The 12,398-nt window shown below is 66.6% G+C and carries 12 protein-coding genes; 5 read left to right on the forward strand and 7 right to left on the reverse strand.

The window, feature by feature from the left end; all coding sequences use genetic code 11:
* Window positions 1-107 precede the first annotated feature (107 nt).
* Entirely contained in the window at window positions 108-2,807 is a 2,700-nt protein-coding gene (locus FG91_RS16225) for a M1 family metallopeptidase (RefSeq protein ID WP_081940642.1), read from the forward strand.
* A gap of 17 nt (window positions 2,808-2,824) precedes the next feature.
* Here FG91_RS16225 and FG91_RS16230 read toward each other — a convergent pair whose 3' ends face one another.
* The 7 genes from FG91_RS16230 to hflK form a co-directional block, all read right to left on the reverse strand.
* Window positions 2,825-3,277 (reverse strand): hypothetical protein, encoded by a 453-nt coding sequence (locus FG91_RS16230; RefSeq protein WP_037516926.1) that lies wholly within the window; start codon window positions 3,275-3,277, stop codon window positions 2,825-2,827.
* The gene (locus tag FG91_RS16235; RefSeq protein ID WP_037516929.1) at window positions 3,274-4,869 is read right to left on the reverse strand and encodes a helicase HerA-like domain-containing protein; all 1,596 of its coding nucleotides are present in this window, start codon (window positions 4,867-4,869) and stop codon (window positions 3,274-3,276) included. Before FG91_RS16235 ends, FG91_RS16230 begins: the two co-directional genes overlap by 4 nt.
* Window positions 4,870-4,974: 105 nt before the next feature.
* Window positions 4,975-5,352 carry a RidA family protein gene (locus tag FG91_RS16240; protein ID WP_037516931.1) on the reverse strand — a complete coding sequence of 126 codons (378 nt, stop codon included), beginning with the start codon at window positions 5,350-5,352 and terminating at the stop codon, window positions 4,975-4,977.
* 57 nt (window positions 5,353-5,409) lie between these two features.
* Window positions 5,410-5,778, reverse strand: a complete 369-nt coding sequence (locus FG91_RS16245; protein ID WP_037517322.1) for a VOC family protein — start codon at window positions 5,776-5,778, stop codon at window positions 5,410-5,412.
* A gap of 120 nt (window positions 5,779-5,898) precedes the next feature.
* A complete protein-coding gene (locus FG91_RS16250; RefSeq protein ID WP_037516933.1) occupies window positions 5,899-7,392 on the reverse strand; it encodes a trypsin-like peptidase domain-containing protein in 1,494 nt (497 codons plus the stop codon).
* 128 nt (window positions 7,393-7,520) lie between these two features.
* A complete protein-coding gene (gene hflC, locus FG91_RS16255; protein WP_037516935.1) occupies window positions 7,521-8,372 on the reverse strand; it encodes a protease modulator HflC in 852 nt (283 codons plus the stop codon).
* Window positions 8,372-9,529 carry a protease modulator HflK gene (hflK, locus tag FG91_RS16260; protein ID WP_081940643.1) on the reverse strand — a complete coding sequence of 386 codons (1,158 nt, stop codon included), beginning with the start codon at window positions 9,527-9,529 and terminating at the stop codon, window positions 8,372-8,374. Before hflK ends, hflC begins: the two co-directional genes overlap by 1 nt.
* A gap of 91 nt (window positions 9,530-9,620) precedes the next feature.
* Here hflK and FG91_RS16265 point away from each other — a divergent pair, with 91 nt between their 5' ends.
* The 4 genes from FG91_RS16265 to FG91_RS16280 are packed head-to-tail and all read left to right on the forward strand — an operon-like array spanning window position 9,621 to window position 12,389.
* Window positions 9,621-10,610, forward strand: a complete 990-nt coding sequence (locus FG91_RS16265) for an Mrp/NBP35 family ATP-binding protein (protein ID WP_037516937.1) — start codon at window positions 9,621-9,623, stop codon at window positions 10,608-10,610.
* Entirely contained in the window at window positions 10,610-11,032 is a 423-nt protein-coding gene (locus tag FG91_RS16270) for a CoA-binding protein (protein ID WP_037516940.1), read from the forward strand. The genes FG91_RS16265 and FG91_RS16270 overlap by 1 nt, the downstream gene beginning before the upstream one ends.
* Window positions 11,029-11,625, forward strand: coding sequence for a hypothetical protein (locus FG91_RS16275; RefSeq protein WP_037516943.1), 597 nt, complete (start codon window positions 11,029-11,031; stop codon window positions 11,623-11,625). The genes FG91_RS16270 and FG91_RS16275 overlap by 4 nt, the downstream gene beginning before the upstream one ends.
* Window positions 11,626-11,675: 50 nt before the next feature.
* Entirely contained in the window at window positions 11,676-12,389 is a 714-nt protein-coding gene (locus tag FG91_RS16280; protein WP_037516945.1) for an SIMPL domain-containing protein, read from the forward strand.
* Window positions 12,390-12,398: the final 9 nt, after the last annotated feature.

Here is a 12,398-nt window from a genome sequence, read left to right on the forward strand (position 1 = left end):
TCGCGTGCCGTCTGTCGAGCCTCGACGACCGCCTGCCGAAAGGGGGCGTTGCGGGGGCTGGCGCATGCGCCTAGCCCGGACCGCAAATCAAACCGGGGATCGCAATCATGAAATATTCGACTCGCCATTTGCTTGTTGCCGCCGTGTCGTCGCTCAGCCTTGCCGCCTGCGCCGCGCAGCCGGGGATTGAATCCCCTTCACCCATCGCCGCGGCGCCCGCGCTCACCGGCGCGCCGCTCGACACGAGCGTGCCGAGCCAGCTGCCGCGGATCGCGCGCGCGGTCCATTACGACATCAGCGTCACGCCCGACGCCAAGGCGCTGCGCTTTACCGGCGAGGCGGGAATCGACCTCGAACTTTACGAACCCTCGGCGACGCTGACGCTGAACGCACTCGACCTCAGCTTCGCGAGCGCGAGCCTGACCGACGCCGACGGCAAGGCGATTCCGCTGACCGTCGCGATCGACGCCGCCACGCAAACGGCGAGCTTCACCGCCCCCGCGCCGCTCGTGCCAGGCAAGTATCGCCTGGCAACGCGCTACACCGGGGTGATCAACACGCAGGCGAACGGACTTTTCGCGCTCGACTATCCCGACAAGGTCACCGGTAATGAGGTGCGCGGGCTGTTCACCCAGTTCGAGGCGCCGGACGCGCGGCGCTTCGTCCCGAGCTTCGACGAGCCGAGCTACAAGGCGACCTTCACCCTCGCGGCGACCGTTCCCGCGGGCGATCTCGCGGTGAGCAACATGCCCGTGGCGAGCGAAACCCCCGTCGAGGGCGGCAAAAAGAAGGTCACTTTCCAGATCTCGCCCAAAATGTCGTCCTATCTCCTCTTCTTCGCGACCGGCGATTTCGAGCGGCTCGCGGCAAAGAGCGCGAGCGGCGCCGAAGTCGGCATCGTCGCGCCCAAGGGGTCGGGCGAGCAGGCGCGCTTCGCGCTCGACAGCCTCGGCCCCCTGCTCGGCTATTTCAGCGACTATTTCGGCCAGCCCTATCCGCTGCCCAAGCTCGACAATGTCGCGGGGCCCGGCCAGTCGCAATTCTTCGGCGCGATGGAAAATTGGGGCGCGATCTTCACCTTCGAACGCATCCTGCTCGACGATCCGAAGATCACCAGCGATGCGACCCGCCAGCAAATCTACTCGACGCAGGCGCACGAGGTCGCGCACCAATGGTTCGGCGATCTCGTCACCATGGCATGGTGGGACGACCTCTGGCTCAACGAAGGCTTCGCGAGCTGGATCGAAACCAAGGCGAGCGACCATTTCCATCCCGACTGGCAGCCTTTGCTCGACCGTGTCGACGGCCGCGAACGCGCGATGGGGCTCGACGCCTTTGCGACGACGCACCCGATCGTCCAGACGATCCGCACCGTCGAGGATACCAATCAGGCGTTCGACGCGATCACCTATCAGAAGGGCGAGGCGGTGATCACGATGCTCGAAGCCTATGCCGGCGAGGACGTGTGGCGCGATGGCCTCCGCAGCTACATGGCAAAGCATAAATATGCGAACACGCGCACCGACGACCTGTGGAACGCGGTCGAGGCCGCGGGCGCGAAAGGGCTGACCGCGATCGCGCATGATTTCACCAACCAGCCGGGCATCCCGCTGCTCCGCGTGGGCGGTGTGACCTGCGCCGGTAGCAACACGACCGTCCAGCTGACGCAGGGCGAATTTTCGCGCGATCGCCGGCAGAGCATCGACGCCGAGGGCCGCCGCTGGCAGGTGCCCGTCCTCGCGCGCGCCGGCAATGGTGCGGTGGCGCGGCAGGTGATCGCGGGCGGCACCGGCACGCTCACCCTGCCCGGCTGCGGCGCGGTGCTGCTCAACGCCGGCCAAGCGGGCTATTACCGCACCCTTTATTCGCCCGCCGCGCTCGCCGCGCTCCGCGGCGATTTCGCAAAGCTGGCACCGATCGACCAGCTCGGGCTGCTCGGCGACAATTTCGCGCTCGCTTATGCCGGCTACCAGCCGATGGGCGCCGCGCTCGACCTACTGGCGGCTGTGCCGCGGGATGGGAACCAGAAGCTGCTCGGCGACGTCGCGGGGCGTTATGCGGCCCTCTACGACATGTTCGACGACCAGCCGGCGGTACAGAAACAGATCGCCGCGCGCGGCACCGCGGCGCTGAGCCCGGCGATGCAGCGGCTCGGCTTCGACGCGCGCGCGGGCGAGCCCGCGCTCGACAGCATCCTCCGCTCCGATCTGCTCAAGGCGCTCGGGACGCTCGGCGATGCGAAACTGCTCGCCGAGGCGCGGCGCCGCTTTGCGCTGCTCGACCGCGATCCCGCTGCGCTCGACGGCCCGCTGAAGTCGCGCTGGCTCGGCATCGTCGCGGCGAATGCGAGCGACGCCGAATGGACCAAGCTGCGCGGGCTCGCGAAGGGGTCGAAATCGGCGGTCGAGCGGATCGCCTTCTATACCCTGCTCGGATCGGCGAAGGACGAAGCCCTTGCCAGGCGCGCACTCGCCCTCGCGCTCACCGACGAACCGGGCAAGACGGTCAGCGCCGGGATCATCGATGCGGTCGCCCGCAATCACGCCGAACTGGCGGTCGATTTCGCGCAGGCGAATCAGGCCGCGGTCGACCGGCTGATCGACGCCTCGGCGCGCGCGCGTTTCCTCGCGGGATTGGCGGCATCATCGAACGATCCCGCGATGATCGCGAAACTCGAGCGGATCGCGGCGCCGCTACCCGCCGACGTCCGCAAGCCCTATGACAAGACACTCGCCAGCCTGAAGGAGCGCAGCATCAGCCGCCCGCGCATCAAGGGCGAAATCGCCAGCTGGCTGAAGGCGAAGTAACGAAAGGCCGCGGCCGGTCAGTCGGCCGGCTGCGGCGTTCCGACCGGCATCGCGCTTTCCCATTCGGCGCGCGCGCGGCGGATCATCGCCTTGAGCGCCCCGGCGTGGCGCTGCCACGCAGCGGCGGCCTCGCCGTTCCAGGTTGTCCCCGCTGCGGCGCCCAACTCTGCGACCGTCATGTCGATGAAGGCGTCATATTCGGCGATCGGCAGCGGCCCATAGGCGCGGTGGGTGAAGACAAGCTCGGCGACGAGCGGCCACACCCAGCCTTCGCCCTTCGCCAGCCCGAACATCATCTGAAGCGTCTCGTCGGTCATCCGCCGCGACGAGGCGTCGACAACCATGAAGCTCGCGCGGCGTTCGGGGAAGGCGGCGAAGAAGCGCTCGAACAGCGCGTGGCGAATGTCGATGCCGGCGTCGGCGACGGCCGTCAGGCTCGCCTCCATCCGCGCGGCATCGGCTTCGCTCACTTGAACAGGCTGCCCAATATCCCGCGCATCAGCTGGCCGCCGAACTTGCCCGCAACCTGCCGCCCGAGGCTGGTCGCCGCCGAGCGCGCCGCCGACTGGACCATTTTTTCGGTCATCGACGGCTTCGCGGCTTCGCGCGCCGCGGCCTTTTCGAGCCGCAGCCGCTCGCGTTCCTCGGCCGCCTTGCGCTTCGCCTCTTCCTTTGCGGCGATCGCCGCCTGCTTGTCGGCCTCGACCTGCGCCTTCGCCTCGATCGCCGCCGCCTGCGCCTGCTCGGCCTTGACGGCGAGCAGTTCCTCGGCGCTCTCGCGGTCGACGGCGGTGTCATATTTGCCCTCGACGGGCGAAATCGACTTGATGATCGCGCGCTCCTTGGCGTCAAGCGGGCCCGCGCGCGAGCAGGGCGGCTTGATCAAGGTGCGTTCGACCGGCGACGGCGCGCCGTCGGCCATCAACAGCGACACCAGCGCCTCGCCGACTTTCAGCTCGGTGATCTCGCGCGCGACATCGACCTTGGGATTGGGGCGGAAGGTTTCGGCCGCCGCTTTCACGGCCTTCTGGTCGCGCGGAGTGAAGGCGCGCAGCGCGTGCTGGACACGGTTGCCAAGCTGGCCCGCGACATCCTCGGGAATGTCGATCGGGTTCTGCGTGACGAAATAGACGCCGACGCCCTTCGAGCGGATCAGGCGCACGACCTGCTCGATCTTTTCGGCGAGCGCGGGCGGCGCGTCATCGAACAGCAGATGCGCCTCGTCGAAGAAGAAGACGAGCTTCGGCTTGTCGGGGTCGCCGACCTCGGGAAGCGTCTCGAACATCTCGCTGAGCATCCAGAGGAGGAAGGTAGCGTAAAGCTTGGGGCTCGCCATCAGCTTGTCGGCGGCGAGGATGTTCACATAACCGCGCCCATTTTCATCGGTGCGGATCATGTCCTGGATGTCGAGCGCGGGCTCGCCGAAGAAATTGGCCCCGCCCTGGCTTTCGAGCGTCAGCAATTGGCGCTGGATCGTGCCGACGGTCGCCTTCGACACATTGCCATATTTGGTCGTAAGCTCATCGGCATTCTCGGCGCACCACGACAGCATCGCCTGCAAATCGCCAAGGTCGAGCAGCAGCAGATTCTGTTCGTCTGCGACGCGGAAGGCAATCGCGAGCACGCCCTCCTGCACCTCGTTGAGCCCCATCAGCCGCGCGAGCAGCAGCGGGCCCATTTCGGAAATCGTCGTGCGCACGGGATGCCCCTGCTCGCCGAACAGATCCCAGAAGATCACCGGATTGTCGCGATAGGCCCATGTCGCATCGCCGATCTCGGCGGCGCGCGCGGCGAAAATCTCGTGCGTCTTCGCGGTCGGGCTGCCCGCCATCGCCATGCCGGCAAGGTCGCCCTTCACATCGGCGACAAACACGGGGACCCCGACCGCCGAAAAACCCTCGGCCAGACCCTGCAAGGTCACCGTCTTGCCGGTGCCGGTCGCGCCGGCGATCAACCCGTGGCGGTTCGCACGCTTGAGCACCAGCGACTGGCGCGGACCATCGGGCGCACCACCCCCGCCAAGGCCGATATAGATTTCGCTTGCCGTGCTGCCGTCGCTCACCCGCTGTCCTCCATTGATACGTCGGGAGGAGGTTAGAGCGGCAGGGCAGGTCAGGCAATCGGCAAACCCCCTCCGCCACCGATCGCCCACCGATCGCCATAGCGGCTAGGGTCTTTCCCCCGCCGCCAGCGCAATTGCGTCGATCTCGATGCGAAAGCCGAAATGCAGTGGCCCCGAGGGCACCACGGTCCGTGCCGGACGCGCGGCACCAAAAAAACGGCCATAGACCGCATCGAGTTCGCCCCAATCGTCGATGTCGGCGAGATAGACCGTCGTCTTGACCACCTGCTCCAGCTCGGCCCCTGCATCGGCCAGCACGGCTTTCAAATTGCCCAGCGCCTGCTCGGCCTGCGACGCGAAGGGGGCGGCCGCCAGCGACGTGTCGCGCCCGGGTAGCAGCGGGAGCTGCCCCGACACGAAGATGAAACCATTGCCGACAACGAAGGGCGAATAATGCGGTCCGCCAGCCTTTTGTGAATTCATCCGCCACTCTCCAAACAGGATGCGGCGCGCAATATCACGGCTGGCGGCCGTCGCCCATCATCCCATGATGAAGGCGTTGAGCTTGTTGCCGTCGGGATCGCGGAAATAGCCGGCGTAGAATCCCTCGCCGCGCGGTCCCGGAGGGCCTTCGCACGTCCCGCCGTTGGCGAGCGCGATGTCGTAAAGACGGTGGACCTGTTCCTGGTCCTTCGCCTGCAGCGCGACCATCACGCCGTTGCCGACGGTCGCTTCGTTGCCGTCGAACGGCTTGGTCAGGCCGATGCCCGCACCGCCGCCCGGCTTGCCCCACGCGATGAAGCTTTCATATTCCATCATCCGCGGCGTTTCGAGTTCGGCGGCGATCGCGTCATAGAAGGCCGCGGCCTTCGCCAGATCCTTCGTGCCCAGCGTCACATAACCAATCATCATCTTTCTCCCGACTCGTTCTTATGAGAACATAATATGAACAAGAAGTGCGGCACGCAAACAAAAAGGGCGCCGGACCCGAAGGTGCGGCGCCCCGATTGATAGCTACGAAGCCGAAGCCTATTTCACGCGAATCGCGATAAAGGCCGACGGCTGGCCGCGGCGCTGGATTTCGAGCAGAACCGCATCGCGGCCCGCCTTCTTCGCATCGGCGATGGTCTTGGCGAGCGCCTCGCTCGTCGTGACCGGGGTGCGGTTCGCGCTGAGGATCACGTCGCCGCGGCGCAGACCCTTGCGGCCCGCATCGCTGTTCGCCGACGCGGCGCCGATCACCAGACCCTTGGTCCCGGCATCGACCCCCACCGCGCGCGCGATATCGGGGGTCACCACCTGCACCGAAAGGCCGAGCTCGTCCTGGATCGCCTTGTCGGCCGCACCCGTCGGATCCTCGGGCTCTGCCTGCTCGGCCTCGGGATCGAAATTGGCGCCCGCCAGCTCTTCCTCGGGCGGACGCGTGCCGACGAGGACATTGAGCGTCATCGCCTTGCCGTCGCGGATGATCTCCAGCGGGATGCGCGTGCCCGGCTTGGTGTTCGAGACGATATAGGACAGCGTCTGCTGCGGCGTGACGTCTTTGCCGTTGACCTTGGTCACGACGTCGCCGCGCTTCAGCCCGGCCTTTTCGCCCGCCTGTGCGGGTTCGACGCGCTGGATGAACTCGCCGCGATCCTTGGGCAGGCCGAGCGCCGCCGCCAGATCCTCGTCGACCGGCGCGATGCCGATGCCCAGATAGCCGCGTTGGACCTTTTCGCCGGCGCGCAGCGCGTTGATCACCGGGATCGCCGCATCGGAAGGAATCGCGAAGTTGACGCCGATGTTCGCGCCGACGGGCGAGATCAGCATATTGTTGATGCCGACGACATTGCCCTGAAGGTCGAACAACGGACCGCCCGAATTGCCGCGGTTGATCGCGGTATCGGTCTGGATATAGCGGTCATAGGCGCCGCCCTGCCCGATGTTGCGCTGCACCGCCGAGATGATGCCCGCGGTGACGGTCGAGCCGAGGCCGAGCGGGTTCCCGATCGCGACGACCCAGTCGCCGACGCGCGCGGTCCCGCCGTCGGCGAATTTCACGAACGGCAGGCCGGTCGCGTCGATCTTGAGCAGCGCGAGGTCGGATGCGGCATCGCGGCCGACGATCGTGGCGCGATATTCCTTCTGGTTGGTCAGCGTCACCGTGACCTGGTTCACCGCCTCGCCGCGCGGACCGCCCGAGATGACATGGTTGTTGGTGACGATATAGCCGTCGGCCGAGATCAGGAAGCCCGAGCCGCCGCCCTGCTGTTCCTGCGTGATCGGCTCGCGCGTGCCGGCAAAGGGGTTCAGCCGGACGCCGAGCGTGACTTCCTGCTTGGTCGAGATGTTGACGACCGCGGGCTGCAGCTGCTCGACCAGGTCGGCGAAGCTTTCGGGCGCGCCCGAACGCGGAACGACCTTGGCGATTTCGCTCTTCTCATTCTGCGCGACCTGCGCGCCGACGGGAGACTGGGTGACCAGCGCCAGCGCGGTGCCACCCGCCAGCAAGGCCGAAGTGATGCCATAAACATAACGCACGATCGAAATTCCTCTTCTCTTACGAAAACTCTCAGACCCCGGCCGCGGCTATCTGCGGCGCGGCGGCTGAACGCCATTTGAACATGAACAAGCGCTGCAAGTTCCGTTCAACCGGCAGACGGCCCGCATCAACCGCCGCTGAACCGTTTCAGATATTCATTGTCGGGCGACATGATGATCGACGTCCCGCCCGTGTTGTTTTCACCCAGGAAGGTCTGCCGATAGCTCTGCATCGCGCGGTAGAAATCGTAAAACTCCGGGTCCTTGCCAAAGCTGGCGGCATAGATACGCGCCGCTTCACCGTCGGCGCTGCCGCGGATGATCTGCGCTTCCTTCTGCCCTTCGGCGCGGATCGAGATCGCTTCCTGCTGGCGCGCGGTGCGCATGCGGTTGTACGCCGCCTCGAGCGTCGCGCCTTCGGGAAGGTCGGCGCGCTTGATCCGGACGTCGATGATCTCGGCGCCATATTTGTTCGCCTCGCGGTTCAGCGCGACCTGGATATTGTCCATCACCGCGCCGCGTTCGGCCGAAAGCAAGGTTGCGAAGGTCCGCTTGCCCAACTCGTTGCGCAGCGACGAGCCGAGGATCGTCGCAAGCTGCGCCTGCAACTTATCCTCGGTGCGGATCGCGGTGTACATGCGCACCGGGTTGGTGATGCGGAAGCGCGCGAAGGCGTCGACCTGCAACCGCTGCTGGTCGGTCGAAAGCACCTGCTGACGCTCCATGTTCACGCCGAGGATGCGCTTGTCGATATATTCGATGCCGTCGGTGAACGGCACGCGCAGGACAAGCCCGGCGCCCGAACGCCCGAATTCCTCGTTCGGCTTATAGCGGTTCACCGTCCGCTCGATCTCGCCGAAGCGCAGGATCAGCGCCTGCTTGTCCTCGGGCACGATCGCGAGCGACTGCGACAGGATGACGAGGAGGACGACGACGCCAAACAGCAGCCGCATCGGGTTCTGGAACAGCGAATTGAACATCATTCGCCTCCCTTCGTGGTCGCTTCGGGCGCCTTGAGACGCTTCTGCACTTCGTTGAGCGGCAGATAGGGGGTCACCCCGCGCGCTTCGACAATCGTCTTGTCGACGTTCGACAACACCGTCTCCATCGTTTCATAATAGAGGCGCTGGCGGGTCACCGCCGGTGCCAGCTTATACTGCTCGTAAATCTTGTCGAACGCCGCGGTGTCACCGCGCGCGCGTTCGAGCACCTGTTGCTGATAGGCGCGCGCTAGGTTGATCGCCGATTCGCGTTCCTGCCGCGACGCGGTGACTTCCTTGAACGCCTCGTCGACCTGGTTCGGCGGATCGGCCTGGCGGATCGCGATGCCCTGGATCATCACGCCGGCGCGATACTGGTTGAGCAATTCCTGCATGCGCTGCTGGACCTGCGCCTCGATCTCGACGCGGCCGGGGCCGATCGCCTGGACGAGGTCGAAGTTCGCGACCGTCGCGCGCATCGCGCTTTCGGCGACTTCGCGGATCGTGCCTTCGGGGTCGGCGAGCTGGAAGAAGAAAAGCTCGGGATCGCGCACCGACCAGCGGACCTCATAGGCAAGGTCGACGATGCTCTGGTCGCGCGTCAGGACGAAATTCTCGTCGGTCGCGTTCGGCGAGCCGACCGCCATCGTGCGGATCGCACGGACGTCCTCGAGCCGGATGCGCTCCACCGGCGCTGGCCAGGTGAGTTTCACGCCGGGCCCGACGGTGCGCGAATAGCTGCCGAGGCGCGTGACGACGCCTTCCTTTTCGGGCGGCACGATGTGGAAGGAGGAGAAAAGCACCCATGCGGCGACGAGCGCGAGCACCACCCATTTCCAGAGCTTCGCCGAATCGCCAAAATTGAACTGGCCGCCGCCGCCCGAGCCGCCGCCGCCGAAACCGCCCCGTCCCTTGCGCAGCAATTCGTCGAGCGCCGAAGGGCCGCGCGGCTTTTGCGCGCGCCGCTGGTCGGTGGGATCGGGGGTTACCCACGGATTGCGCGGGCCGGGCTTTTTGCCGTCGCCCTTTCCGTCGTCATCCCCCTTGCCCGGCCCACTGCCCCACGGACTGTTGGCCATCTGGCTGATCTGATGGAAAAATTGCCGCAATCCTCTCGGGCTGCGGCGTCCCATGCTGCCGTCAATCTTGTCGTTCATAAGGCTTTTATAGGGTCGGCGGGCGCGATTAACAGGGGGTGCGCACGAAAATGGCTGGCAAACCGACCGATCATGCCTATCTGGCGCGGACATGACCGAACAAAGCGCCGATATCGCCCGCCTGACCGCCGCCGCCGCCGACCTCAGTGGAGGACGGTCGTCAGGACTGCGAATGCTCGACGATTCGGGATTGCTCGCGGTGGTGCTCGATGTGTCGGGGCTTGCCGTCGAAGAGCGCCAGCCGCTCGAGGACAAGCTCCGCGCCGGCCTGCTCGCCGAAGCGGGCGTCCGCGAGGTCCGCATCGCGATGACCGCCGAAAAGAAAGCGATGACGATCATCGCGGTCGGCAGCGGCAAGGGCGGGGTCGGCAAATCGACCCTCGCCGCGAACCTCGCCGTCGCGCTCCGCCGTCTCGGCGTGAAGGTCGGGCTGGTCGACGCCGATATTTACGGACCTTCCCAACCCCGATTGATGGACAGCGAGGGCGTGAAGCCCGAAGCGCGCGGGTCGAAACTCGCCCCCGTCCCCAATGCCTATGGCGTGCCGATGCTGTCGACCGGCCAGATCGCGGCGCCGGGACAGGCGATCGCGTGGCGCGGGCCGATGGCGGGCAAGGCGCTCGAACAGCTCGTCGATGCAAGCTGGGGCGATATCGACACGCTTGTCGTCGACCTGCCCCCCGGCACCGGCGACGTCCAGCTGACGATGATCCAGCGGCACAAGCCCGCGGGCGCGGTGATCGTATCCACCCCGCAGGACCTCGCGCTGATGGACGCGACGCGCGCGGTCAGCCTGTTCGAACAGGCCGATGTGCCGATCATCGGGCTTGTCGAGAATATGGCGGGCTATGCCTGCCCGCATTGCGGCGAGGTCAGCGACCCGTTCGGGTGCGGCGGCGCCGAGGCGGCGGCGGGGACGATGGGGCTCGACTTTCTCGGGCGCGTGCCGCTGTCGATGGGCATCCGCCTCGCGAGCGACGGCGGGGTTCCGCCCGCGGCGGGAACCGATCCCGCAGGCGAGCCATTCCATGCGATAGCGGCGAAGGTCGCCGACTGGCTGAACACGCGAAAGGGGCGATGATGGCGATCAACGACGAAGGCGAAATCCGCGAGTTGCTCGGGCAGAAACGCCGCATCGCGGTCGTTGGCGCATCGCCCAACCCGGCACGCCCGTCGAACGGCGTCCTCGCCTTTCTCGTGGGCCAAGGCCATGATGTGATCGCGGTGAACCCCGGCCATGCCGGCAAGACGATCCACGGCGCGCCCGTCGTCGCGACGCTCGCCGATGTCGAACCGCCCGCCGAGCTCGTCGACATCTTCCGCAACAGCGCCGACGCCGGCACCGCGGTCGACGAGGCGATCGTTCATGGCGCGAAGGCGGTGTGGATGCAGATCGGCGTCATCGACGAGGCCGCGGCGAAACGCGCCGAGGCCGCGGGACTGACCGTGGTCATGGACCGCTGCCCCAAGGTCGAGATCCCGCGACTCGGCCTGCTGAAGTGAAGGCCGCGCTTTCGCTGCTCACCGCGACCATGCTCGCGGGATACGCCACGACGTCCGTCGCCAATAGCCCGCAGGATGCGTTCTTCGCGTCACTCTCCGCACGCTGCGGCCAAGCCTATGCCGGCCGCCTCGCGAGCGATCAGGAGGCCGATTCCGAGATGCGGGGCAAGGCGATGGTGATGCACATCCGCCATTGCACACCCGACCGGATCGAAATTCCTTTCCACATCGATGGGCTGGCCGAAAACGGCGGCTGGGACCGCTCGCGGACGTGGATCATCAGCCGGACGCCCACGGGCCTCCGCTTCAAGCACGACCATCGCCACGCCGACGGCAAGCCCGACGCGGTCACCCTCTATGGCGGCGACACGACCGATGGCGGGACGGCGACGCGCCAGACCTTCCCCGTCGACGCCGAATCGATCGCGATGTTCACCGCAACCGGCCGCAGCGTTTCGAATAGCAATATCTGGTCGGCCGAAACGACCGACGCGGGCTTCACCTACGGCCTCGACCGGCAGGGTCGGCATTTTCGCGTCGTCTTCGACTATGCAAAGCCGGTGACGCCGCCGCCCGCGCCCTGGGGTTGGTAAGGAACCGATTCACCCGCCATGCGCTAGGTCGCATCGACGGGAGAAAATATATGCGCACCCAGACCCTTATGCTGATCCCGCTGCTCGCGCTCGGCGCGTGTAGTGAAAAGGCGCCTGACCCGCGCGGCGTCGGGCACGACGAAACCCTGCTCTCGGTCTCGGCGACCGGCCGCTCCGAAACGCGGCCCGACGAGGCGCGCTTCACCGCCGGCGTGAGCACGATCGCCGCATCGGCCGAGGCCGCGACGCAGCGCAACAATGAAACGATGACCAAGGTGACCGAGGCGCTCAAAGCCTTTGGTGTCGCGGGCAAGGATCTGCAGACGCGCCAGCTGACCGTGAACCGGATCGACTGGGGCGCCAACAAGGGCAAGTTTGAAGCCGTCAATCAGGTCGAGGTCCGCATGCGCGCGGTCGACAAGGCGGGCGAGGCCGTCGCCGCGACCACAGAGGCGGGCGCCAATGTCCTGTCGGGGCCGACGCTGCGCGTCTCCGATCAGGAAGCCGCGACCAAATCGGCCTATGCCGCCGCCTATCGCGCCGCCCGCGCCCGCGCCGACGCCTATGCCGGCGCCGCGGGGCTCAAGATCGACCGGGTGCTGACGATCCGCGACGGCGGCGACAGCGCGCCGCCGATGCCTTATGTCGGCGGGGTCGCTTATGAGACAGCCGCACAGTCGGCCAACGCCGCCCCGCCGTTCAATCCGGGCGTCAGCGAATCGCAGGTTTCGGTGCGCGTCGACTTCGCTTTGTCGGAGAAATAGGGGACACCA

The organism is Sphingopyxis sp. LC81, from assembly GCF_000756375.1.
Taxonomy (GTDB): Bacteria; Pseudomonadota; Alphaproteobacteria; order Sphingomonadales; family Sphingomonadaceae; genus Sphingopyxis.